This window comes from Coleofasciculus sp. H7-2 (assembly GCF_042747725.1).
Taxonomy (GTDB): domain Bacteria; phylum Cyanobacteriota; class Cyanobacteriia; order Cyanobacteriales; family FACHB-T130; genus FACHB-T130.
Genome location: NZ_JBHZGO010000034.1, coordinates 138,918 through 164,783, shown reverse-complemented (window position 1 = coordinate 164,783; position 25,866 = coordinate 138,918). Strand labels below are relative to the sequence as shown.

Below are 25,866 nucleotides of genomic sequence, written 5' to 3'. Positions count from 1 at the left end.
ATTCGGATTTTCCCTGTTTTGAGTCACCGCAGCTTCACTCTGCCTGGTTAAGAGTGGTTTTCAATTATTCTAAGCGATCGCATGGGACGCCCCACATTGTCTCGTAGCATCGAATGCTGGGGCTATTGCGTTTAAGCTTGCCTTCGCGGGGTATAGAGCAATCCTTTTTGAGTTGTGAGATGCCAGTGCTTCAGATCCCCGACTTCTTGGAGAAGTCGGGGATCTCGCCTTTATGAATCTGTTTAGGACTGCTATAAAAGCAACCCCTGTCAAGCCTATAGCAGCTATTGCGATAACCAATGATATTAATATTAGATATTTACAGGACTTACGCAACATCACCACATCTGAGGGCAACCACAGAGGGATTGAACCGACAAGAACGCTATATGTATAAGCTTTGCGTAAGTCCTGATTTAGTAACAAAACAGAGAATTTAGGGAAATTTCCAGAATGGCGCTCACCTTAAGGATAATATCTAGAAGTGTGGAAATGACTAACTTAAAGTAATATCGCAATCCTATTTGAGTTGTGAGCCAGCCCTTCAGATCCCCGACTTCGTAAGAGTTGCCCTAGGATCTCGCCTTCACGAATCATTTAGGACTGCTATAGCGATCGCTCTCTTTTGATAAACTACTCCACAAATCGCTGCGAAAAGCAACCATCCCAAGGTATTCACCCGTAAATCAAAGAGGGTCACGTCTACAGTATTAAATAAAGTACAGGCACCAAAAGCAACTAAATAACTGAATAGAATTAACCTATATTGTAGGGACGGGATTAATCGCGTTGCCAATACTAGGACAGCTTGAACCATCACCCAGCCAACTAAACCACAGAAGAAAATGGTTGCGGGGATGCCAGTTTCAGCAGTTAACATTAACAGCAAACTGTGAGGATGTCCCAGCCAAACTTTCATCTGTGCCTCGTAGAGTGGGGTAAAATTCCTTAAACCCCAGCCCGTCCAGGGACGTTGCTGAGTCATCGACCAAGCAAACTGCCACTGAGTTGTTCGTAACAGCGCCACAGGTCGATCTGGATACATTTGGTCGGTGAGTCGCGCCCAAAAGTAATAGGGGACAATCGTGCGAAGCCATTCTCGCACGGGTGAAGGGCCAAAAGCTGCCCAGAGGATGCTAGTAGCAATACCTGTAACTATGGCAACTAGCCAACGCCAACCTTGATAGAAGGCAAAGGTAAGACAGCTGAGAACGACAATCGCCCAAGCATTGCGGGAATTCGTCAAAATAAGTGCAGCTGCATTTCCAATTACCGCTACACTCAGAAACCCCATTCGCCAAGTAATAGGAGGAAAAATATATTTTCTTTTGCCTTGTGCTTCCCCGCTTTTCTCTAGCGTAGCGGCGCGTAAGCGAGAAGGTTGGGGCGATCGCTTTTTGCTTTCTTCAATCCACAATCCCAGCCCCAGAATAAACACAATTTGCAGATATCCTGCCAAAATGTTGGCATACATAAATACCGCAGCCATCCGCCCGATGGGATTGCCTTTGGGTTGCAGCGCCCAACCTAGGATACCTGGCAATGGCGCTGGACTCCCCCAACCCAAAAATAGCTGTCCCAAGCCAAGAATCACCACTGGTACGGAAGGCAGCACCAAAATCCAAGCTAACCGTCGTAGTTGTGCTGGTGTCTGAATAAGTTCGCTATAGGCAGCAAAAAAGATGAAAAAGGGGAAGAAATTAAACAATCCCAGCAAGGCTTCTAAAGGAAAAGGGGCGAAACCCGCTGAAATAATTATCCAGGCGCAAAAGATAGCGAATCCGCGATTGAGAGGGCGTCGGATAATCGTGGGATGTTTTTTTCTGTAGGTGCCGACTAATCCGATAAATATTCCTACAGCACCCAGAATTGGAATCAAGGGGAAAATCAGGAACCCCAGTTGAGCATAGTTCCAAGATGCTTGCAAGCTGGGGTCAGGATGCCGACTTAAAAATGGGAAATTAAAAATTAAAAACGGGGATTTCTTCATTTTTAATTTTTAACTTTTAATTCCTAAGCAGGTTCCCAGCATTCGGCACGAGTCAGGCGAATTTGCGCTAAGGCAACGATGATGGGGATAATCCGACCATAGTTGGTAGCGATCGCTCTCCAGCCCAAATCGGCAAAAAACCACGCCCACATCGCGGGTCCCACCAAGGCAAATACACTGCGGAGGGCACCATAACGGGCAGCACTCATTGCCATCCCCCGCTTAGCTGTTTGCATCACCACGTAATTTTGGAACTGTGCAGCAGCCGCAGCACTGCCTTGGATAACAGTTTCTTTGGCGACTTGATAGCTAGCAAAGTGAATCGCAAATTGACGGGCAAGTTGTTGTAGCAGCAGCGGTTGGACAATCGAACTGACGGCTAAGGCACTGCCCCCCTTAACGAGTAAAGCCATCGGGTCGTGCTGCAATTGTAATGGCAGGGGTTCGGAGAGTTGAGACTTCGCTAGCGATCGCTGTACTCTGGCGGTTAACGCTTTCTGTTCGTGTCGTGGCATTTGTTTCCACGCCCGACCCATCAGGTTGAGAAATACTTCTGCTTCTAAATCAGTCGTCGAAAGTTTTGCCGAATAGGGAATTTTCAGATATCGACAAACTTGGATCAAAATTTGGCGATAAGTTACTTCACCCGTGCGTCCTCGCAAAACCGTCACTCCATCCGCCGCTAAAAAGCGAAATCTCTGTTCGATAGCATCCAACCAAGCTTCGCGGTCTTGGCTTTGGATATCGATCGGGTCAGGTGTCTGAACGTAATCTAAGGGGTTAAACTTGCGGCGAAATAGAATATCTGTCAGTTGCTGTAACTCTTCTTCTGTGGCTAATTTCAGCGCGGCTCTCAGCTCGTCCAACTTCAATTCCTCCCAGACCCCAGATTCGGTGCTGTCCCTTATTCTACTTCTATATACTTGAAGACTGAGGGTTATCAGTAGTGTTTGATGTCGCCGTAATTGGTGCGGGTATCGCGGGACTGACCGTTGCTCAACAGTTGCACCAAGCTGGATATAAAGTGGTCGTCGTTGACAAATCTCGTGGTGTTGGGGGAAGGGTGGCAACGCGCCGATTGCAGGGTACTTGTGCCGATCATGGCTTGCGCTATTTAGAACCCCAAGGGCAGTTAATTGAGAAGTTTATTGATGTTTTGCGGGTGAAGCAAAGCGATTTTGAAGGAAATCGGGGGATTCTTCAAGTCTGGACGAATCCTGTTTACGAATGGGAACCCGCAAAGCTGAATTCATCCTCGATCCTTCCCCGTTATGTGGCACCAATGGGGATGAATGCGATCGCTAAATTTCTCGTCACAGGTTTAGAAATGCGGTTGAATCAACGGGTACAAGAAATTACCCCAACTGATGAGAAAGCTTGGCATCTTACTTTTGAGCAGACCGATAAATTAACTGCTAAGGCTGTCGTTGTGGCAATTCCAGCGCCTCAAGCTTTGATGCTACTGGAACCCTTAGCCAAAACCATACCAACTGAATTTCTGGATAGTTTACGCACTGTGGAGTTTGACCCCTGCCTCAGTGTAATGGCGGGTTATCCAGCTTCTCGACAGCAAGATTTAAGTAATGTAGAGACGGGAAATTTGCGGTTACAGCCAGATGTTACACGCGACTCTGACTTAGCGTGGATTGGCTTAGACAGCAGCAAACGCCCCAATCCCCAGATGCCTCTGTTCGTGCTACAAAGCACCGCTGAATTTGCCAAACGTTACCTGGACGCCGAAGATTTAAACCCAGCGGCAAGCCAGATGTTATCCCGTGCCGCACAGTTACTCATTCCGTGGCTGGATTCTCCCGAATGGTTTCAAATCCATCGCTGGCGCTATGCTTTCCCCAGTCGTCCTTTGGATCGAGATTGCCTAGACGCTGGGACACCATTGCCCCTAATTTGTTGTGGCGATTGGTGTGGAGGAAACTTGGTAGAAGGGGCGATGAATTCTGGATTAGCTGCTGCTGTCAAAATTAATCAACAGATGGAAATGCGATCGCTACCAGGAGAAAGTTTTTTAGAAGCGCTCGCTTAGCATTGCCCAATCTAATATTATAAAACCAAATACAACCCAGTTGTGGCAACTACGGAGCCAACTGCCCAAAGTTACTGATTTTCAAGGCGATCGCGTTCAGCGAACACAAGTATTTACATACTGTTTCATAATACTTCGGGGGGTTGAAATTGCCATCAACCCTACGCCCTGTATGAAGAAAGCCGATTCGTAGCCGTCCTAGATGGCGCGATCGCTGTATCGCATTATGTAAAATTTTATTTACATAATGTAAAGTTTTGTTATATCCTTTAAGACAGGAGACAAAGATTCGTAAACCAGAAGTTTCTGGATTAACACTTTTAACGAATCTAAATAATGCATCCATGACCTATACGATCGAGTCCGCACAAGGCATTTTCCCTGGAACTCAGATTGCTAATGCGGTTCCAGCTACCACGGAAGCTTTCGATAAGCTCAGCGTTGACGATCAACTGGCATTACTTTGGTTTGCCTACACCGAAATGGGTGTTTCAATTACTCGCGCCGCCACAGGAGCCGCCCGCATGATACTAGCGGAAGGTTTACTAGCCCAAATTAAGCAGATGCCAGCTGCCGCCCAAACGAAAGTTATGGAGGATCTTGCTAACCATGCCGACACTCCCATCAGCCGTTCCTATTCTTCTTTCAGTGTCAACACCAAGCTGGGTTTTTGGTATGAGTTAGGAGAGTTGATGGCAAAAGGCATCGTCGCTCCCATCCCCCCTGGCTATCAAATGACACCTGAAGCCTCAGCAGTGCTAGAAACCATCAAGAAACTCGATCCGGGTCAGCAAATCACAGTTTTGCGGAATACCGTAATTAACATGGGATTCGATCCGGCTCTCAACGATTACGCAAAACCCGAAGATCCCTTGATGTCACCCACCGAGCTAGCTTCTCGTCCGAAGGTCAGCATTGATGGCATCAGTGAGCCTACAGTGCTGAACTATATTCAAAACATGAACGCATTTGACTTTGAAGCTGCTGTGGCTCTATTTGCGGAAAAGGGAGCATTACAACCGCCCTTCCAGAAGCCAATTGTCGGTCGTGAAGCTATTTCTGCATATATGCGCGAAGAATGCCAGGGACTCAATATGATGCCACAGAAAGGCGTATCTGAGCGTATAGAAGATGGTTATACGCAGCATAAAGTCACAGGCAAAGTAGAAACTCCTTGGTTCGGTGCCAGCGTTGGGATGAACATTGCGTGGCGGTTCTTACTAGATCCCCAAGGCAAAATTTTCTTCGTGGCGGTTGACTTACTGGCATCCCCTAAAGAACTACTAAACCTAACTCGTCAGTAGAACGCTAAGTATAGTTGCTGAGATAAGATAAGGCATAAATAATCGGCTTAGCAACAAAAACTGTAGGGTGCTAGGATAAGCACCCTACATTACTGCTTGAGTCTGCAAGACATCAAATTTTTCACCCAAACCCCTCATAACTCCCAAAAAAGTGATGCAATTTTACCGCTCGTCAAGTAGTTGGGAAACTAATTTTATGGCTTCTGCGGGAGTGGAGATTTTACCTTCAGCCCGTGCCAGTCCAATAGCGGTGAGAAGTTTACCAACTTGTGGCCCAGATGGGAGATTGAAAGTTTGGATCAAATCTTTGCCAGTGACGAGGGGCGCGGGATGAGCAACTGGGTCGTCAGGAGTAAGATAGCGGTTAATGAGGGGTGTCAATTCTGCTACCGACACCCCAGATGCTACAGCCAGAACGAGGATGGCTGGAAAAACCTGTCCGGCTTCCCGAAAGAATAAATACTGCTCTCCTAAAGACATCTGAGATGATTGCAGCTGCGGCAACAATTTGAGTGCAGTGGTGATTGCGCGAACTTCAGCGCGACTGTACTTTAAATTCAATAATTCAGCCTCGGCTATTTCAGGCACGGGCGATAGTAGAGTTGCTAATTTCGCAATTCCCAACCAAGAAGTTTTTAAAGTATCGCCCACTAAGCTAGATAAAAAGATTGCTAATTCATGCCATGTTTCTCCCAGCACTACCGCTGAACGTTCAACCGCTGGCAAGATTGTAGAGAGATTTTTGGAACCTCTCCCCCAAACCCCCTCCCCGTCAACGGGGAGGGGGCTAAGAGGTGGGGTTATCGGCTGGTGGAAAATGGCAGATTCCCCCAATCCCTGTGGAAAAGGCGGGCTAAATCCCTCCAACCCCCCGATTGTTCCCTCTCCTTGCAGGGGAGGGTTAGGGAGAGGTTCAGGGCTAGTTGAGGCACTCTTAAACCAAGTTTGGAGTAAACCATCGTCAACGGCAGCAATAATCCAAGGAGTGCCTTTAGGAGTGTTAAGAAGATAGGCAAACTCTGCTTGCACTCGTTCTGCCGATACTTGCCCCAGCAAGGGCGCTAGTTGTCGAATCGCTGATTGGGTTTCCGGTTCAATGATAAAACCCAGCTGGGCGGCTTGTCGGTAGGCTCTTAATAGCCGTAAGGGGTCATCTTGGAGATTTTTGGGGGAAACCATACGAATGACGCCCTGTTGCAAGTCTGCATAGCCATTGAGGGGGTCGATGAGTTCGCCTGTGTGGGGATTGTAAGCGATCGCATTCATTGTATAGTCGCGCCGCTGCAAATCGATTTCTAGACTTGACCCTTCGGCTTGGGCAATATCAACAGTTGCCTGCTCAAATACGACTCTGGCAATCTGTCGCTGGGCATCTAACAACACAAACCCCGCTTTGTAGCGACTGGCAATCTTTCGCGCCGTTTTTACCGCATCCGCCAGTAAGACAAAATCTAGATCCCGGTACTCGCGGCGGCGTCCCAACAAGGCATCTCGCACGGCACCCCCCACCATATAAGCGGGTTGTGGGAGCAATTCCAGGCTAAAAGGCCAAGTTTTTGGCGATAGGGTAGAAGTTTCTGTGTTTAAGTGCATCTGTATACTTACCCCAGTTAGATAATTTTCTGAGTCCGCGCACAGGGACAAGCGTTTGTGTCGCTATGAATTTATTCGCCCCAACGACACATCGCCATAAAAATCAACCCAATAGGTAATTAATAGACGTGTTGACTGAGCTAGATTAACAGAAAAGCCTCTGGAGGCTGTGCTATGTGTATTTGTGTTAACTGCCAATACGTAGACCGCTGCACCACCTATCATGCGGTAGAAACGCAGCATCAGGTGCCTCACCTAACTGAAGACCCCGATTTTGAAGCCACTGAACCCACCATCAATGTCAATATCCGCACGCAGGGGGAAATGATTGAGATGGAGTGGGATGTTGTGGGTTGTCTCAGCTTTAAGCGGGAAACTGGCAAATGGGTTCGGTTGCGTCCCGGCGAGCTAGTGCCAACCTGAAAACATCTCGCGTCAGATGGCGCTAAGTTACACTGTTTTACCAAACTTTAACCCGACGGCTACTGCTACCTCAGTAGCCGTTTTGTTGCGTTTAGGTTAAAAAGAGGGAGAGTAGAGCGATCGCTTACCGGCAATTCAGGTGACTGCATAGAGTCAAACTTAGTCACGAAAAATATTGTGAATTACTAAGAAAAATTACTTGCTTCTTAATAGTTGATAACAATACAGACAACAAGAGTAACGATTGGCTAAGAATCTGCACTGTTTTAGAGTTTTTACAGTAATTAATAAACTAATGCTTTTTTTATCTGGTTGCGGCAACTATACCTAAGCAGGTAAGCAAAAATGAATATATCTGGTGGAGAAACTGGTGGAGATGGTAGTAGGGATTAGGCAAGCGATCGCTCTAAACCGCATTCCCTAATAATTAGCATAGTAATCTGAATTAATTTATGAAATATTAGCAACGATCGTTAGGAATTTTTAATAGCCCTTATCCCATTTTACTTTTGCGAGGATACACATTATCTTCCCCATTTCCCCGCGCTTACGCACTGCTACGCTTGAAAAAAGGGTAGCTAATAAGAAGCCTAATTTCTGAGTAAAGCGACTGGCTCTAACAGAATTTATCTAGCTTAATCTCACTCAAGAATACCAAGGCGGAGTTATGAATTTAAGCCATCATTTACCAAGAATAACACCGTTTTACGCCCGTAATAGAGCCGTCTTTGGACTGAGTCTTTTAATTGTCGCCGGATATTTAGGTAATTATTTCCGCTGGTCATTATTTTTCGATATTGATTTTCTATTTGGCAGCATTGCCGTTTGGATTGTAGTGTCTTTGTATGGCACAGGTTGGGGTACTTTTGCAGGCTTCATTTCTGGCATTTGTACCTATGTTATTTGGCATCATCCATACACGGTAATTACCTTTACTCTTGAAGCATTCTTTGTCAGTTTATTATTTCATCGTCTACGCCAGAATATCGTGCTGCTAGACGGAATTTTTTGGCTGTTGATCGGAATGCCTCTCATCTGGCTGTTTTATGCAATTATCTTGCACGTAGATACTACACAAGCGCTGATTATCCTGTTAAAGCAGCCTGTAAACGCGATTTTCAATGCTTTAATTGCTAGCTTAATGCTGACTCATTTACCGATTCATAAATGGCTAAGTCGTCCTCAAGCAGTTAGTACGCTTTCCTTGCAACAAACTGTATTTAATTTGTTAGTAGCTTTTGTTTTTTTTCCTACTTTAATTCTTATAATTTTAGACAGCCGCCGCGTAATTGACAACATCAAGACAACAGCTAATGCAGAACTCAAAGCAGCTTCTACAGATTTAGTTGTTGAAGTGCGTTCTTGGCATCAGCAACATCTAAAGATCGTTCAGGAATTCGCTCGGATTGCTGCTGACTCTGAGCTAACCCAATTGGATGCATTGCAGTCAAGTATAGAATTCGCTAAACGTACATTTCCGGATTTCCGTAATATTTATGTGGTCAATGCTGAAGGTAAAACAATTGCATCTTCCCCTAGCTTGAATGAAGCGGGAGAGTCCACTATTGGATTGAATCTCGCTGTTAAACCCTACTTCAAGGAAATAAATAATACTCTGCAACCTACTCTATCGGATGTATTAACCGGACAAAAAGTAGTTCTCAGTGTACCCCTACTGAGAGACAATCGCTTCCGTGGTTTAGTAATTGCAGAACTCGATTTGAACGGTATTGACGAACTCCTAAAATCAAATCTTGACGACCGGGGACTGCAAATTACTCTCGTCGATCGAAGAAAGTCTGTAATTGCTAGTACTCAGCCTGAGCGAGTAGCAATGCAAACATTTGATCGTCGTAAGGATGGCGAAATTCGTCTAATTGCGCCGATGACTTATCAGTGGCTACCGATAACTGGCAGTCGGCTTGTCATGGTGCGTTGGAACAATTCGTTCTTCGTGCAAGAGACTCCGATTGATAGCCAACTTCCGTGGACTCTAATTGCAGAATTGTCTGCGACACCATACGTCCGCCATATAGAGCGCGTTCATACTAATAGTTTAGCGATTTTGATGCTAATTTCAGCGATCGCGCTCATCTTCGCAACCCTTCTAAGTCGCAGCTTAGTTAGCCCTCTCTCAAAACTAGCCCAAGTGACGACAAACCTGCCTCATAAACTTCTAGAGCAAGAATTAATCGATTGGCCTAATAGTTCGGTGACAGAACTGGACGCTCTAGTTCGCAATTTCAAGTCAATGGCGGCGACGCTTAATCAAAAGTTTTCGGAAATCAAAAGCGTCAACGAAATACTTGAAGAGCGGGTGCAAGAACGTACCCAAAAATTATTAATTATTAATACAGAACTTGAAGCTGAAATTGCCGAACGAAAGCGAACCGAGGAAAAATTAAAAGCCTATACCTTCAAACTGGAACAAAGCAACCGGGAATTGCAAGACTTTGCCTTCGTCGCCTCCCACGACTTGCAAGAACCATTGCGGAAGATTCAAGCTTTTGGCGATCGCCTCAAACTCAAATACAGTGAATCCCTGACCAATGAGGGGAAAGACTACCTGGAGCGGATGCAAAAAGCGGCGCAACGGATGCAAACCCTGATTAATGACCTCCTAGCCTTCTCGCGGGTGACAAGCAAAGCTCAGCCTTTTACTCCCGTCAATATCACCAACGTGCTACAAGAGGTCTTGTCTGATTTGGAGGTGCATATCCATAAGGTAAGCGCACAAATAGAAATTGGCGATCTGCCAACGATTGATGCCGATCCGTCGCAGATGCGGCAATTATTACAAAATTTGATTAGCAATGCGCTGAAATTTCGGCGTGAGGAAGAAGCACCAGTCATCAAGATTTGGGGTCAGTTATTACAGGGGGACGAGCAGCTTTGGACACAAGAATTATCTGCTCGTCCGATGTGTCAAATTATGGTAGAAGATAATGGCATTGGTTTTGACGAGAAGTATCTGGATCGGATCTTCACAGTTTTCCAACGCCTACACGGTCGCAACGAGTATGAAGGAACGGGAGTTGGCTTAGCGATTTGCCGTAAAATAGTCGAGCGTCATGGTGGTAGTATCACCGCAAAAAGCATATTGGGGCAAGGAGTGACATTCATTGTCACGCTACCTGTTGAGCAATCTAAGTGAGAAATTTTATCATTTGAGATTTTATATTTTGGATGAAAAACCTTAGAAATTAACGCCATATGCAACTTTTTCTTAGCCCCCTTTTTCCAGGGGAGTTGGGGGATCGAAACTGATTGACTGACAAATCTCGGATGTGTAGGCTGAGTTTCGCGAACTCAACCCCACACTGGTGCAGTTTGTTGGGTAACGCGATCGCTCTACCATTCCCTACGATTTTTCTTAGCCCCCTTTTTCCAGGGGGGTTGGGGGGATCGAAATGTAAAGCCAATTTTGTCAGATTACCCCTAGCTTCCCTCACAAGGGGGAGAAATACACAAAGTTGCAAACTGCGTGAAATTAAGTCTCTTATAGGAATTGGAAATGATGCAACGATTCTGCAACTTGGTGTGAGTAAAACGCTGTGAATAAAGCTGGAAAATCAATTACTATCTTGATGGCTGACGATGATGAAGACGATCGTCTGCTAGCAAAGGATGCATTAGAAGAATGCCGACTCGCTAACGATCTGCACTTTGTTGTAGATGGTGAGGATCTGATGGATTATCTTTACCATCGGGGTAAGTATGCCCAGTTAATAAAGTCGCCCCGCCCAAGTTTAATCCTGCTGGATCTGAATATGCCTAAAAAGGATGGACGGGAGGCTCTCCAAGAAATTAAAGGCAACCCCGAACTGCGACCTATTCCAGTTATCGTGCTGACTACATCAAAGGCTGAGGAAGACATCTATCGCACTTACGATTTAGGTGCAAACTCTTACATTGCTAAGCCAGTCACATTTGAATCCCTCGTTTCCGTGATGAAAACTTTGGGAAAATACTGGTTTGAAATTGTTGAATTACCGCTAAATGAAGCGGGATAAACACTATAAAATAAAACTTTGCAGAATTAATAGGTTAGGGTTTGCGATTGCGAAACTCAATATTAAGCAATCCTAAATTTCGGTAATTTAATCAGGGCAAATGACCTAACCCAATACTTCTTGGATAAGCGACAATTTGAAACCACGTAGGTTGGGTTAAGGTATCGAAACCCAACGCTAATATTAGGTTGGTTGGGTTTCACTCGCGCTCAACCCAACCTACAATTTTTCCTAGCTAACTCCCTAACCCAAGACTTCTTGGATAAGCAACAATTTGAAACCACGTAGGTTGGGTTGAGGTAACGAAACCCAACGCTAATATTAGGTTGGTTGGGTTTCACTCGCGCTCAACCCAACCTACAATTTTTCCTAGCTAACTCCCTAACCCAAGACTTCTCGGATAAGCGACAATTTGAAACCACGTAGGTTGGGTTGAGGTATCGAAACCCAACGCTAATATTAGGTTGGTTGGGTTTCAACAATTTTTCCTAACTAAATTTCGGTAATTTAATCATGGAAAGCGAGTAATTATTTTTTACCCATTCCCGATTACCCAAAATTATTGTGGCTTTACAAAGCTTGAGGCAAAACAATTAAAATCGGTGGTGAGCTGCTGTGCTGTAACAATTAATTCTTCTGCTTCCTCTTGAGTTAAGGGTTTAGAGAAAAAATATCCTTGCCCATATTCGCATTCCATTTCTCTGAGTTGCGAGAGTTGCTCGACTGTTTCCACCCCTTCTGCTGTCACATTCAGCTCTAAAGTATGAGCCAGGGTCACGATGGCGCGGACAATTTCTAAACTGTCGTCTTTGACCCCCATTCTGCTAATAAAAGAACGGTCAATCTTTAACTGATCGATGGGGAACCGATGCAGATAACTTAAGGATGAATAGCCAGTGCCGAAGTCATCAATATGCAGATGTACGCCCAAAGCTTTTAATTGGAAAAGCATTTTAATTGCCGATTCGGCGTTTTCCATGACTGCACTTTCAGTAATTTCTAACTTCAAACTTCGTGCATCCAGGCGGGTTTCCTGCAAAATTTGGTCGATTTGCTTAACTAAATCTGGTTGTAAAAACTGTTTACTGGAAAGATTAACACTGATCGTTAATAGTAACTCTGGAGAAAATTGCTGCTGCCAATCATGCATTTGGTAACACGCTTTGCAGAGTACCCACAGTCCGATGGGAACGATCAAACCTGTTTCTTCGGCAATTGGAATAAATTCCGCTGGAGAGATCAAACCGCGCTCTGGATGCTGCCAGCGTACAAGCGCCTCGAACCCGTCAAGTCTGCCAGTTGTCAATGACACAATGGGTTGATAGTGAAGCTGAAATTCATGCCGCTCGATCGCACGCCGCAAGTCGTTTTCCAGTTGCAAGAGTGCCACCGCGCGGGTGTGCATGGTGGTATCAAAGACTTCATGACGCGCTCTACCCATCGATTTGGCACGATACATGGCGGTGTCAGCATCGCGCAGGAGATTTTCCGGACAGTCATATCCGATTGCTGGGGCACTTTGCGAACCGCCCCCGATGGCAATGCCGATGCTTGCTGTCGAGAATACCTCTTGTTCGTTGAGGTTGAAAGGATACATGAGTTCTAAGTGGATGCGCTCGGCAATGTCAGTGGCATTGTTGATATTTCTGATATCTTCGAGCAGGATGGTGAATTCATCTCCGCCTAGCCGCGCGACTGTATCGCCACCCCGCAGGCAAGTTTTCAACCGCTGCGCGATCGCTACCAGCAATTGATCGCCTATCATGTGTCCCAAACTGTCATTAATCACCTTGAAGCGGTCAATATCTATAAAAAGGACGGCGAAGAAATAGTTACTGGTTCGTTTTGACCGTTCAATTGCCTGTCCCAACCGATCGATAAACAAGGCTCGGTTTGGCAAGCCAGTCAACACGTCATGAAAAGCATCATGGAGGAGTTGTTTCTCAACTTGCTTGCGCTCGGTGATGTCAGTCTGAGAACCAGCCATGCGAGAGGCTTTCCCATTAGTGTCTCGTACAGCCATCCCCCGAATTAGCATCCAAAGGTATGTTCCATCTTTGTGTAGTATGCGATGTTCGTTCTCGAAATGGGGGGTCAGCTCTTCGAGATGTAAAGAAATCTGCGCTTTCAACCGCTCTATATCCTCAGGATGGACTCGCTCAAACCAAGCATCCGGAGTATTGCTAATTTCGTTCTCCTCGCAGCCCAGCATGGATTTCCAGCGGGGAGAAAAATAAATTTCGTTGGTTTTTAAATTCCAGTCCCAAAGTCCGTCGTTAGCACCAGAAACGGCGAGTTCATAACGTTCTTGACTCTCACGCAATGCCTCCTGGGTTTGGGCAGCCGCAAGGGCAGCCTTTACGCGCTCGGTAATATCTTGGAAGGTAACGACTGCACCCACCAACTGACCATTTTCTCGAATGGGGGTGCTGATGTACTCAACGGGAAAACTCGTGCCGTCTTTTCGCCAAAAGACTTCTTCGTCTATTTGTTGAACTTTGCCATCGTGAAAGGCTGTATAAATTGGACACGCTTCTCGCGGATAGGGAGCGCCATCGGCTTTTGAATAATGGCAGATAAAATGTAAGGGCTTGCCAATGAGTTCTTCAACTTCCCATCCCAGCATTCTCGCAGCAGCTGGATTGACAAAGGTGGCATTTCCATGAAGATCCAAACCATAAATTCCTTCACCTGCTGAGTTGAGAATCAGTTCGTTTTGGTGGCGCAGTCGTTCAATTGCCTCTTCGGTTTGCTTGCGAACCGTGATATCGTTCTGCAACCCGATGAAGTTGATGAGTTTCCCTTCGTTATCAAAAACCGGGTTGATGGTGAGTTCATTCCAAAACGGTGTCCCATCTTTGCAGTAGTTCAGCAGTACACAGATAATAGGTTGCTTTGAGGCGATCGCTTCTCGCATCACTTTCACAACAGCGCGATCGCTATCTTTTCCTTGTAGGAAGCGGCAATTACGACCCATCACTTCCGCCGCCGAGTAGCCGGTGATGGCAGAAAAAGCCGGATTGACGAAGATAATGGGATTGTCAGGTAAAGTTGGATCTGTGATCGCTACTCCAGTTGTCAGGTTAGCGATCGCCGCAGCTAGCTGGCTGTTTTCGCGCATGGCTGCCCGGAGGGCTTCTTCTGCCTGCTTGCGTTTGGTAATATCGGCAGCCAAACCATCGATTCGGATGACATTCCCATTGGCATCACGCCCTAGATGAGCGCGATTGCGAATCCAACGCTCTTCCCCGTCAGGTCGGAAAATGCGATACTCTTCGTCTGTTGCACCGACTTGTGGTAAAGCTTGCGTCACAGCTTTCAATCGTTCTCGATCGTCTGGGTGAATCACCTCCAGCCAAAGGTTCGGGCGCTCGAAGAACTGGGAGACTGGACGACCATAAATTTCCGCCGCCGCCGGACTGATGTAAATCGGCTCCCAGGTGGTGGCTGAAACCGACCACACGCTGTCTTCGAGTGAGCCAAGGATGCTCTCCAGCCGCGATTCGCTCTCCCGCAGCGCCTCTGACGTTTTGACTCGCTCGATTGAGTAGCGGATCGCCCGCTCTAATAGCGGTGCATCCATCTTCCCCTTGACTAAGTAATCGGCGGCTCCCGCTTTCATCGCCGCAACGTCTACTTCCCGATCCCCTTGCCCCGTCAGCAAGATGAGCGGCGCTTTACAATTATTTAAAATTGCTTCTTTTAACAATTCCAAGCCGTTGTGCGCGCCAAGACGATAGTCTACTAAATAGACATCATGTTGATGCATCTGAATCTTTTCTAAAGCAGCATCATAACTGTCTACCCATTCCAGTTCAAACTTTTCTCTCTCAATTTCTGAGAGGAGATCGCGAGTAAGAACATAGTCATCCTCGTCATCCTCAATTAAAAGCACTTTTATGAAGTCTTTAGACATAAAATAATATTAGAAGCGAAATATCTCTATCTTAGAGTTCCTATCTCCACGGGTAAAGCTAGAGAAGTCGTCTCTCAGCCAGAGTTGCAAATTCAGTCACAACTGGTTTTTGGCTTGAGTCCTTACGCTCGTCACTCTTTAACAGTCTTAAGCATAACCAAATTTTAATTTGGCATCTGTCCGCAGGAGGAACTGCTGAAAATGCTTTTTAAAACTAAACAGCCAGTATAAATAAAACTGCTGGCGGCAAAACCCTCTCTACTAGCCGTCTCGATAACAATCTCAAGATTTGCCGCCCTGATTGACACCCTGAGCGGATCGAGCCACTATGATAGAAGTATGAATCTATGTAAAGACCCAGATAAATGTCTTTAGAATTTGTATCTGTGGAAAATATCAAAGAAATTGCCCACCACTACGGTTACTGGGCAGTTTTTTTGGGGATTTTGCTAGAGAATCTTGGCATTCCCATCCCTGGTGAAACGATTACGCTCGCCGGGGGTTTCTTGGCTGGTAGTAAGGAACTGAATTACTGGTTCGTGCTAGGGAGCGCGATCGCGGGTGCAGTTGTCGGCGGTACTTGCGGTTACTGGATTGGCAGAAAAGGCGGCTGGCCACTCCTTGTGAAAATTGGGGGATTTTTCCGCATCCGCGAAGAAAAACTCTTACAACTAAAGCAACAGGTTAGCGAGAACGCCGGAAAAACCGTATTTCTCGGTCGTTTCCTTGCCCTGCTGCGAATTGTAGCCAGTCCCCTAGCTGGAATTGCCCAAATGCCCTTCCTCAAGTTTATGGCTTATAACTTAGCTGGGGCAGCCGCCTGGGCATCGGTGATGGTTACGTTGTCCTTTTTTGCAGGGCGACTCGTACCCCTGGAACAATTAGTTGTGTGGGTTGCACAATTTGGTTTAATCGCGTTATTCCTGCTAATTGCCTGGATTGTCGTTCCTCTCTGGCTAGAAGCCCGCGAAGCCAAGCGCCAAGCCGGGGGATAGAATTGAATTTTTAACGCTCTCGGTACGCAAAGGTAATCGCAAAGTTTCGCCAAGGATGACCGATAACTTTGCGTACTTTGCGCCATCGTTTGCGTACCTTTGGGTTAAAAAATTGACTGTTTTATTGGCGAGCTTTTTGCGACCAAACGCGAGTCGGTAATCCCCAAACGTAGATAAATCCTTCAGCAGCTTTATGGTCAAACTGGTCTTCAGCCCCATAAGTTGCTAAGGTTGGGCTGTAAAGGGACTTGTCAGACTGACGCCCCACAGTCATCGCGTTGCCTTTAAAGAGTTTAATCCGCACGGTTCCCGATACCCGCTCCTGTGTTTGTTGAATGAAGGCATCCAGAGCAGCTTTGAGCGGACTATACCAAAGACCGTTATAAACTAGCTGAGTGTAAGTTTCTTCGATACCGCGCTTGTAGTGGGTCACATCTGCGGTTAAGGTGAGGCTTTCTAAGTCGCGGTGGGCATGAATTAAAACCATTAAAGCTGGGGCTTCGTAAATTTCCCGCGATTTGATACCCACTAGGCGGTTTTCGATCATATCGATCCGCCCAACGCCATGATTTCCAGCAATTTCGTTGAGTTTCGCAATCAGTGCCACTGGCGGCAAAGCTTCACCGTTGAGGGTGATGGGGATGCCTTTTTCAAAGCCAATTTCAACGTATTCTGGCTCATTGGGTGTGTCAGCGATCGCTTTGGTCATTACATAGATTTCTTCTAGCGGTTCTGTCCAAGGATCTTCCAGGGGTCCTGCTTCAATGCTACGACCAAATAAATTGCGATCGATACTGTAGGGAGATTTCTTTTTCACTGGCGAAGGAATCCCATAACGCTCACCGTAAGCGATCGTTTCCTCTCGGCTCATCCCCCACTCCCGCGCCGGTGCTAGAATCTTCAAATTCGGGTTAAGTGCGCCAATCGACACATCAAAGCGAACCTGGTCGTTACCCTTACCCGTGCAACCGTGAGCGATCGCATCCGCACCGTATTTTTCAGCCGCTTCCACTAAAAGTTTGGCAATCAGCGGACGTGCCAAAGCAGTCTGAAGGGGATAGCGATTTTCATAGAGAGCGTTCGCTTGAATCGCTGGAAACGCATAATCTTTGACAAAACTTTCTGTAGCATCGGCAACTAGCGATTCGCTAGCACCCGATTTTAACGCTTTTTCCCGGACTGGCTCCAGTTCGTCTCCCTGTCCTAAATCCGCCGCCAGGGTAATTACCTCTTCAACTCCCCACTCCTCTTTCAGGTATGGGATGCAGACGGAGGTATCGACTCCACCTGAATATGCCAGCACAACTTTGGTAGCACGACCCATTGATCTCTCACTTCCGCAAAACAACGAGTTCTTATTATGCAACTAATCTATACCAAGTCTTGTGAGCAATGGCACAGATTAATCTACAGCCATAGCCATTTGGGGCACTAGGAGATAGATGAAAATGCTTTGTGTTCATTGGCTTACAGTTCTTTGAGAGATACTAAAAGTGTTGTAATCTGGGGGAAATCGTGTTTTTTAGTGTTGTCATTCCAACTTATAATCGCAAACCGATTCTAGAGAAATGCCTGAGGGCGATAGAAAATCAGCACTTAGTTGAGAGTAGCGTCGTCAGCGGCTATGAAGTGGTGCTGGTGGATGATGGTTCGACGGATGGCACGTTGGAGTGGTTAGCTCAACACGCAGCTGAATTTCCTCATGTGCGATCGCTCTTGCAAGACCATCAAGGGCCAGCCGCCGCCCGTAATCTGGGAGTAGAACAGGCTCAGGGTGATACGATTATCTTTATTGATAGCGATTTAGTCGTTACCGAGCATTTTCTCCAAGCACACGCCGATGCTTTAGTTGAGGGAGAAAAGAATCTAGGAAGCGATCGCCTCTTTACTTACGGTTGGGTGATCAATACCAATAACTTCGATAATCCCACCTCCGAACCCTACAAAATCACGGATTTTTCCGCCGCTTACTTTGCCACGGGGAATGTAGCGATCGCTCGTAAATGGCTCACAAAAGCTGGATTATTTGACACTCGCTTTCAACTTTACGGCTGGGAAGATTTAGAACTCGGCATCAGACTCAAACAACTGGGTTTAAAACTGATTAAATGTCCAGCCGCAGTCGGCTATCACTGGCATCCCCCCTTTGCCTTAGAACAAATTCCCCCCATGATTGATAGAGAAATTCAACGGGGACGCATGGGCGTTTTATTCTATCAAAAGCACCCTACCTGGGATGTCAAAATGATGATTCAAATGACCCTACTTCACCGCATCCTCTGGGGTTTTCTTTCCCTCGGTGGCAGACTCAACGAGCGCACAATGGCACCTTTTTTGCAATGGCTAATTAATCAAGGTAAACCCCAATTAGCCTTAGAAATTGCCCGAATTTTCCTCAATTGGTACAACGTTCAAGGTGTTTATGCAGCCTACGCTGAAGCCAAGCAAAAAGCATAATTTACACGATTGTACTGCTAAGGATGCGAGTGGGCGATTTGTTTTGCGATCGCTAATCTTTTAATATTTTTATTGCCAAATATCCAGAAATAGGGTATCACAACTGTGCTAGCCTATTTTTCAATGTTTTTCCATCAAGTTTTTCCATCAAAGCCCTTATAACTCTGATAAACTGGAAGAGTTGTCTCAAATTCGCACATTCAGGATTTCGGGTGTTTCCGTTGGAAATACACCTGGATGGAGGATTAACCCGAAAGGAAAAAAATATGTCAGTTGTTTCTTTGGCTCAGATGATGGAGTCAGGTGTTCACTTTGGGCACCAGACCCGTCGGTGGAACCCGAAAATGGCTCCATACATCTATACATCCCGCAATGGCGTCCACATCATCGATTTGGTGCAGACTGCCCAACTGATGGAAGATGCCTACATCTATATGCGAACCGCAGCGGAACAGGGCAAGAAGGTTCTCTTCATCGGTACCAAGCGTCAAGCCGCAGGAATTGTGGCTCAAGAAGCTACTCGTTGTGGTTCTTATTACATCAACCAACGTTGGTTGGGGGGAATGCTCACCAACTGGACGACAATTAAGACGCGGGTAGAGCGCCTAAAGGACTTGGAACGCCGGGAAGAAACCGGAGTCCTCGACTTGCTGCCTAAGAAAGAAGCTTCGATGCTGCGCCGGGAAATGACTAAATTGCAGAAATACCTCGGCGGTATTAAGCAGATGCGGAAAGTTCCCGACATTGTGCTGATCGTGGATCAACGTCGGGAATATAATGCAGTTCAAGAATGCCAGAAACTGGGGATTCCCATCGTAGCGCTGCTGGATACAAACTGCGACCCGGATGTAGTGGATATTCCCGTTCCAGCCAATGACGATGCCATCCGCTCGATTAAGCTAATAGTGGGTAAGTTGGCAGACGCCATCTATGAAGGTCGTCACGGTCAGCTAGACGCAGAAGCAGAAGAAGATTACGAAGATTACGAAGGCGCTGAAGACGATTTGGAATATGAGGAAACCGAGTCGGTTATTCCTGAAGAAGAGGAAGAAGAAACCGAGGGATAATTCAGCGTTAGAAACATCAATTCTTAGTTAGGAACTGAGGAAATGGCGGAAATATCTGCAAAACTCGTTAACGAGCTGCGCCAAAAAACTGGTGTCGGCATGATGGACTGCAAAAAAGCGCTAAAAGAAACCGATGGCGATATGACCAAAGCTATGGAATGGCTGCGGCAAAAGGGAATGGTTAGCGCTGGGAAAAAAGGCGATCGCCAAGCCTCAGAAGGACTCGTCGGCAGCTACATCCATACTGGAGGTCGAGTCGGCGTCCTGGTGGAAGTGAACTGCGAGACAGACTTTGTCGCCCGCAACGAAGCCTTCCAAACTCTGGTGCGAAACATAGCCATGCAGATTGCAGCTTGCCCCAACGTTGAATACGTGAAGGTTGGCGACATTCCCTCTCAAGTCGTTGAGAAGGAAAAAGAAATCGAAATGGGGCGGGATGACCTGGGAAACAAGCCACAGAACATCAAAGAAAAGATTGTTCAGGGTCGGATTGACAAACGCCTGCAAGAGCTGAGCTTGCTCGATCAGCCATACATTCGTGACCAAAGTATCACGGTGGAAGAGTTGGTAAAGCAACATATTGCGACTCTGGGTGAAAATATCCAAGTCCGTCGCTTCGTCCGATTTATTTTGGGTGAAGGACTGGAAAAGAAAGAGAGCAATTTTGCTGAGGAAGTTGCGGCTCAAATGGGTAGCAATACATAAGTGAGCTTTTTCACTGGTAATTAGAGAAGACAGGTTTCGCCTTCAGGCTGACCTGTCTTTTATTATGAGTCGTTAGTTCTTAGGCATTAAGTAGGTGGAATTAATTATTTGTAGTAGTGGTTAGCGATCGCGTAACCCATGCAAGTGTTGGGTTTCCTACGTCAAACGCCACGTCGCGCTAGGGCAGGGGAACCCCCACTTTTCGTGTGGCTCCCATTCCCGACGATAAATCTTCAATTTAATTGCATCCGCCTACTTAGTCAGTAGCAACGGACTAATGGCGAATGACTAATGGTTATGGGTCGGTATTCTAAACTAGGGAAGTACATCTGTACGCCCGTACCGTCCCGATGGACAGATGTAAGTAGCAATGGCGAGAACAGTAGAGGAAATAAAGCGGGATATGGCAGCGCTGGAAGAAGCAATCAAAGCGATCGCTATAGAATTCCACGATACCTACAACGATTACCTGACTGCGTTGGGACAAGCCATGCGGCAGCAGTTGATCGTGGCGAGTTATTATCTTTGCACCCAAGTCTATCCAGAAGCGTTTCTGAGTCTGGCTCTCAGAGAACGACAACAATTGCAACAGAACCTTCAGCAACTGGCAAGGCTTGCTCAACCACAACTGCGAAACCTCGAAAGAAGTCGTTCCTCTGGGACATCGCACTGGGACTCATCTCAAGAAGAGGGTTTCCCCGCCCCGACTGATGACTTAGCCATCGAGATGCCAGCGCCACAAGACATTCCCGACACCCTAAACCTCAATAGCGACTCAACCAGTCGCTTTACCTTTTCTAACATCCCGACAAACAACCCAGAGGATTTGGCTCAATGGCAGGAAGAGGTGGAAAACGCCATCAGCGCAACGTTGCTCGCCGTTTCTTGCCAAAGCAATCGTCTATTACAGGAAGTGGGGATCTTACCGAAAAACTTTCCGGAAGCTGTTCTGGAAGCTGCTGTCAGATCGGAGCCATCTGGTGAGCCTGTGGTGGGACGTGCCAATCTTTTAAAATTTGTGGTTCAAATGGAAAATGAGCCGGTAGAAACGTCAAATCTCCCGACTTTACAAAATCCTACCTTGATGCCGATTATCGCCATCCATCTGCGGTTATCTGAGATTGAATTTGCTGATTCAACGGTAATGGCTGGGCGCAACCAGATTCGGAACCTCAGCGCACGGCTTAGCACGCTGCGCCGAGAATTTCAGAAAAAGCAACGAGAGCGTACCGTGGCTGCGGCAGAAGCGGCTTGGCGTGCTTGTTGGTTTGAAGAATAATGGGAATCGTCGTGAAGATCGACCATATCCGGGTGAGGACGGCTATTGGCTAATGGTTAATCGCGAATTGTCAGCAGAATTGGGCAATCAGCCATTCGCTATTAGCAATTAACAAAAAAGGGGAGAGAAGATGCAAATAGAATCACCGGATTGGCTGCGATTGCAGAAAGCCCTTTCAGTCGAGGCAGAACGGGGCTTTACGGACTTAATAGGGAAACAATATCGCTTCAGTGAATTCTTAAGCCTGGAGTTCGGCAAAACTCCATCTTTTTTGCCGCTGATAGAGCGACATCGGTGGCAGGAGATGGCGTCTCAGTTTGCCCGTTACCCGAACCTCACCCTCTCCCAGCGACAACATTTAGTCTTGGAAACGCGGCGATTTCTCCACCAGATGCAACAAGTCATGGAGAGGCAGCGATCGCGCTTGCATCAGCGAAATGAAGACAATCAGCAAGAAGTAGAGACAAGTTCAACGCCCCCATCCCCTGATACTCAAGCTCCGCGCACCACGCCCCTCGTCCAGTCCAACTCAGCGATTTCTCTTGACCAACCGCTGACCAGTTTGCCAGACGTGGGAATCAGAAAAGGCGGGTATTTAGCCAAGCTGGATCTACATACGGTGCGGGATATCCTCTTCTATTACCCCCGCGACCACATTGACTATGCACGTCAGGTGAATATCTCTGAGCTGGAATCGGGCGAAACGGTGACGCTGGTGGGAACGGTGAAGCGCTGTACCTGCTTTAGTAGCCCAAAGAACAAGAAATTAACCATATTACAGGTGGTGCTGAAAGATCGCACGGGTCAAATCAGCCTCAGCCGCTTTTTTGCCGGTTCTCGCTACAGCAATCGCGGCTGGCAAGAAGGGATCAAGAATCGGTATCCCCAAGGTGCAGTCGTGGCGGCTTCTGGCTTGGTGAAAAAAAGTCAATATGGTCTGACTTTGGAAGATCCACAACTGGAAGTTTTGGCACACCCTGGAGACCCGATTGACTCCCACACAATTGGTCGAGTCGTGCCGGTGTATCCCCTAACCGAAGGCGTGGCGGCAGATATGGTGAGACAGGCGGTAATTGCGGCTCTCCCCGCCGCCGCCCAGCTGAAAGATCCTTTACCCACGGTTTTACGGGATGGGTATGGATTGATGAAGTTGTCGGATGCGATCGCAAATATCCATTTTCCCACCGACAGCGCCGCCAAGGAAGCCGCCCGTCGCCGTTTAGTCTTCGATGAGTTTTTCTACCTTCAGTTGGGTTTCCTGATGCGTCGCCAAGCCCAGCGGCAAAAGCAGTCCAGCGCTATCTTGGCTCCCAGAGGGAAGCTGATTGAACAATTCCACCAAGTTTTGCCCTTTCGATTAACGGGTGCCCAGCAGCGGGTACTGAACGACATCCTCAACGATTTGCAATCATCCAACCCGATGAATCGGTTGGTGCAAGGCGATGTCGGTTCTGGTAAAACTGTTGTGGCAGTCATTGCCATCCTCGCCGCAATTCAATCCGGCTACCAAGCGGCGCTGATGGCTCCCACAGAAGTTTTGGCAGAACAGCACTATCGCAAGTTAGTCAGTTGGTTCAATCTTCTGTACTTGCCCGTAGAACTGCTGACAGGTTCCACCAAAACTGCCAAACGCCGCCAAATCCATGCCCATCTAGAAACGGGCGAACTACCTTTATTAGTGGGGACTCATGCTCTGATTCAAGAGAAAGTCAATTTTCATAAGCTGGGGTTAGTGGTGATTGACGAACAGCACCGTTTTGGAGTAGAACAACGGGCGCTGTTGCAGCAAAAAGGCGAACAACCCCATGTATTAACCATGACAGCTACACCAATTCCCCGCACCCTAGCGCTGACGGTGCATGGGGATTTGGATGTGAGTCAGATTGATGAGATGCCACCCGGTCGGCAAGCAATTCATACGACCGTACTAACCGGCAAAGAACGCACTAATGCCTACGATCTTATCTGCCGCGAAGTTGCTCAAGGGCGTCAAGCGTATATCGTCTTGCCCCTGATTGAAGAATCGGAAAAGTTGGATGTGCGTTCGGCAGTTGAGGAGCATCAGCGCCTGTGTGAAAGTATTTTCCCTCAGTTCCAAGTAGGATTGCTGCACGGGCGCATGACTTCAGCGGAAAAAGATGAGGCAATTACCCGATTCCGCGATAACCAGACTCAAATCATTGTCTCCACCACCGTGATTGAAGTGGGTGTGGATGTGCCGAATGCCACGGTGATGATGATCGAGAATGCCGAACGCTTTGGCTTATCGCAGTTGCACCAGTTGCGGGGGCGCGTTGGTCGCGGTGCCCATCAATCTTACTGCCTGCTGATGAGCAGCACCAAAACCGCAGATGCTCGTTACCGGCTCAATGTATTAGAACAATCCCAAGACGGCTTTTTTATTGCTGAGATGGATATGCGGCTGCGGGGTCCCGGTCAAGTGCTGGGAACTCGCCAGTCGGGGGTGCCAGATTTTGCCTTGGCGAGTTTGGTGGAAGATCAGGAAGTTTTGAATATAGCGCGGGATGCCGCCGAGAGAGCGATCGCACAAGATGTCAACTTAGAGCGATCGCCCTTATTAAAAGCTGAGTTAGACTATCGTTACCAGCGCTTAATGGGTGGGGCAATCTTAACATGATTGACCACGACCGCTTATTCAAGGAACTGCTCACCGAGTTCTTTATAGAATTTATAGAGTTATTTTTTCCAGAAATTGTTGCCTATCTAGAACCCGATTCCATCAAGTTTCAAGACAAAGAAATATTTACAGATGTCACGGCTGGGGAAAAATATGAAGCTGATTTATTGGTAGACGTTAAATTTAGAGACCAAGAAACATACTTTCTAATTCACCTAGAACATCAAGCGCAACCACAAGCGAATTTTGGCAGGCGGATGTTTCGCTATTTTGCCCGTTTGTATGAAAAGTTTGCCAAACCTGTATATCCAATTGCTATTTTTTCCTATAATGCCCCGAAACTTCCACAGCCCAACTATCACCGCGTAGAATTCCCCGATAAAGTTGTATTGGACTTTAACTATCAGCTAATTCAGCTAAATCGCCTGAATTGGCGGGATTTTCTGCAACAACACAATCCAGTAGCTAGTGCGCTCATGGCTAAAATGAACATAGCGCCTGAAGACCGTCCCAGAGTCAAATCTGAGTGTCTGCGTCTGCTAGCAACGTTGCGAGTAAATTCCGCCAGAATGAGGATGATTTCTGGGTTTGTTGACACTTATCTCCAGCTAAATGCAGTAGAAGAAGAGATTTTTCAGGCGGAAATAGCCAAGTTTGAACCAGCACAACAGGAGGTAGTTATGGAAATCGTCACCAGTTGGATGCAGCAAGGTATAGAACGAGGGTTGCAACAAGGAAGACAAGAAGGAGAATTGGCAGTGATTATGCGTCAACTCAATCGCCGAATCGGTACAGTTGAGCCGGAGTTGCAAGAGCGAATTCGCCAGTTATCTCTCACCCAGTTAGAAGATTTAGCTGAGGCGTTGTTAGATTTTTCGGATGTAGCAGATTTGGCTGCTTGGTTAGAAAGCCAAGGAGAGGGTTAAAGGCTAGAATTTTAACAAATTTGAGATATGCTCTGGTTCGCGCGATCGCTCTTGTTGCCGAGATCAAGCGATCGCTCCTATTAAAATCAGATATGAGATTATCGTGACCAGTGACTGATAGAAGGTGAAATTTTGACGGAATTAGCTTTGAAACCTTCTTTAAGAAATATAAAGTCATTTTCTATAATGTTTGCTAATAAATTCAATAAATAAAACTAATATTTTTAATAAAATGCTTGCTACTCAATAAATCCTCTCTTAAAAAATAATAATTTCGACACAAATACGAAATAACAGTTATTATAAATAACAATTCAAATACTCCTATAAAACCAGATATGTCGAGTGCAAGCAAGATTCTTCCATCAACTCGTAAAAGAGGATCGGTATTTGATCTAGAACTATCTATCCTTACCTATACATTAATATTCTTCTTCTGTTCATTACTTCAAACAGGATATGCCGTTTATGTCCAAAACCAAGCGCTCCAGCTCCCCCTTGTTCATCTCCTAAACAATC

Annotated in this window: 18 protein-coding genes; 12 read left to right on the top strand and 6 right to left on the bottom strand. The window is 46.6% G+C overall.

All coding sequences use genetic code 11. The features are described from left to right. Positions 1–586: 586 nt before the first annotated feature. Both ACFW2W_RS09020 and ACFW2W_RS09015 read right to left on the bottom strand, forming a co-directional pair. Positions 587–1,990, bottom strand: a complete 1,404-nt coding sequence (locus ACFW2W_RS09020) for an O-antigen ligase family protein (protein ID WP_378176269.1) — start codon at positions 1,988–1,990, stop codon at positions 587–589. A gap of 23 nt (positions 1,991–2,013) precedes the next feature. After that, on the bottom strand, positions 2,014–2,856 hold the full coding sequence (locus ACFW2W_RS09015) for a YaaW family protein (RefSeq protein ID WP_378176266.1): 843 nt from the start codon (positions 2,854–2,856) through the stop codon (positions 2,014–2,016). A gap of 80 nt (positions 2,857–2,936) precedes the next feature. Between ACFW2W_RS09015 and ACFW2W_RS09010 the strand changes: the two genes are divergently transcribed. Then, entirely contained in the window at positions 2,937–4,031 is a 1,095-nt protein-coding gene (locus ACFW2W_RS09010) for an NAD(P)/FAD-dependent oxidoreductase (RefSeq protein WP_378176263.1), read from the top strand. 49 nt (positions 4,032–4,080) lie between these two features. Here the strand turns inward: ACFW2W_RS09010 and ACFW2W_RS09005 are convergent, their stop codons facing one another. Next, on the bottom strand, positions 4,081–4,377 hold the full coding sequence (locus ACFW2W_RS09005; protein ID WP_378176260.1) for a hypothetical protein: 297 nt from the start codon (positions 4,375–4,377) through the stop codon (positions 4,081–4,083). On the opposite strand from ACFW2W_RS09005, the gene ACFW2W_RS09000 reads away from it, so the two are divergent. Next, positions 4,376–5,335: an orange carotenoid protein N-terminal domain-containing protein gene (locus ACFW2W_RS09000; RefSeq protein WP_378176257.1), complete on the top strand. Its 960-nt coding sequence runs from the start codon at positions 4,376–4,378 to the stop codon at positions 5,333–5,335. The two genes, ACFW2W_RS09005 and ACFW2W_RS09000, sit on opposite strands and share 2 nt — an antisense overlap. A 162-nt stretch (positions 5,336–5,497) precedes the next feature. Here ACFW2W_RS09000 and ACFW2W_RS08995 read toward each other — a convergent pair whose 3' ends face one another. Further along, entirely contained in the window at positions 5,498–6,928 is a 1,431-nt protein-coding gene (locus ACFW2W_RS08995; protein WP_378176254.1) for a CCA tRNA nucleotidyltransferase, read from the bottom strand. 174 nt (positions 6,929–7,102) lie between these two features. Between ACFW2W_RS08995 and ACFW2W_RS08990 the strand changes: the two genes are divergently transcribed. The 3 genes from ACFW2W_RS08990 (at position 7,103) to ACFW2W_RS08980 (ending at position 11,364) form a co-directional block, all read left to right on the top strand. Continuing rightward, on the top strand, positions 7,103–7,351 hold the full coding sequence (locus tag ACFW2W_RS08990) for a Ycf34 family protein (RefSeq protein WP_378176251.1): 249 nt from the start codon (positions 7,103–7,105) through the stop codon (positions 7,349–7,351). Positions 7,352–8,018: 667 nt separating this feature from the next. Beyond that, positions 8,019–10,505 (top strand): ATP-binding protein, encoded by a 2,487-nt coding sequence (locus tag ACFW2W_RS08985; protein WP_378176247.1) that lies wholly within the window; start codon positions 8,019–8,021, stop codon positions 10,503–10,505. Positions 10,506–10,938: 433 nt separating this feature from the next. Then, positions 10,939–11,364: a response regulator gene (locus ACFW2W_RS08980; RefSeq protein WP_378176366.1), complete on the top strand. Its 426-nt coding sequence runs from the start codon at positions 10,939–10,941 to the stop codon at positions 11,362–11,364. Positions 11,365–11,923: 559 nt separating this feature from the next. Here the strand turns inward: ACFW2W_RS08980 and ACFW2W_RS08975 are convergent. Further along, positions 11,924–15,280 carry an EAL domain-containing protein gene (locus ACFW2W_RS08975; protein WP_378176244.1) on the bottom strand — a complete coding sequence of 1,119 codons (3,357 nt, stop codon included), beginning with the start codon at positions 15,278–15,280 and terminating at the stop codon, positions 11,924–11,926. 365 nt (positions 15,281–15,645) lie between these two features. Between ACFW2W_RS08975 and ACFW2W_RS08970 the strand changes: the two genes are divergently transcribed. Continuing rightward, complete coding sequence (locus tag ACFW2W_RS08970; protein ID WP_378176241.1) at positions 15,646–16,275, top strand: DedA family protein; 630 nt, start codon at positions 15,646–15,648, stop codon at positions 16,273–16,275. 121 nt (positions 16,276–16,396) lie between these two features. On the opposite strand, the gene ACFW2W_RS08965 is transcribed toward ACFW2W_RS08970, so the two are convergent. After that, entirely contained in the window at positions 16,397–17,599 is a 1,203-nt protein-coding gene (locus ACFW2W_RS08965) for an argininosuccinate synthase (RefSeq protein WP_378176238.1), read from the bottom strand. 191 nt (positions 17,600–17,790) lie between these two features. On the opposite strand from ACFW2W_RS08965, the gene ACFW2W_RS08960 reads away from it, so the two are divergent. The 6 genes from ACFW2W_RS08960 to ACFW2W_RS08935 all read left to right on the top strand — a co-directional run bounded on the left by ACFW2W_RS08960 (position 17,791) and on the right by ACFW2W_RS08935 (position 25,347). Beyond that, positions 17,791–18,732, top strand: coding sequence for a glycosyltransferase family 2 protein (locus ACFW2W_RS08960; protein ID WP_378176235.1), 942 nt, complete (start codon positions 17,791–17,793; stop codon positions 18,730–18,732). Positions 18,733–18,998: 266 nt separating this feature from the next. After that, positions 18,999–19,799 carry a 30S ribosomal protein S2 gene (gene rpsB / locus ACFW2W_RS08955; RefSeq protein ID WP_378176228.1) on the top strand — a complete coding sequence of 267 codons (801 nt, stop codon included), beginning with the start codon at positions 18,999–19,001 and terminating at the stop codon, positions 19,797–19,799. A gap of 42 nt (positions 19,800–19,841) precedes the next feature. Further along, positions 19,842–20,504 (top strand): translation elongation factor Ts, encoded by a 663-nt coding sequence (tsf, locus tag ACFW2W_RS08950; protein ID WP_378176225.1) that lies wholly within the window; start codon positions 19,842–19,844, stop codon positions 20,502–20,504. Between the two features lie 370 nt (positions 20,505–20,874). Continuing rightward, positions 20,875–21,783, top strand: a complete 909-nt coding sequence (locus ACFW2W_RS08945) for a hypothetical protein (RefSeq protein WP_378176222.1) — start codon at positions 20,875–20,877, stop codon at positions 21,781–21,783. Positions 21,784–21,913: 130 nt separating this feature from the next. Beyond that, positions 21,914–24,421: an ATP-dependent DNA helicase RecG gene (gene recG, locus ACFW2W_RS08940; RefSeq protein WP_378176219.1), complete on the top strand. Its 2,508-nt coding sequence runs from the start codon at positions 21,914–21,916 to the stop codon at positions 24,419–24,421. Beyond that, positions 24,418–25,347, top strand: a complete 930-nt coding sequence (locus ACFW2W_RS08935; RefSeq protein ID WP_378176216.1) for an Rpn family recombination-promoting nuclease/putative transposase — start codon at positions 24,418–24,420, stop codon at positions 25,345–25,347. Before recG ends, ACFW2W_RS08935 begins: the two co-directional genes overlap by 4 nt. Positions 25,348–25,866: the final 519 nt, after the last annotated feature.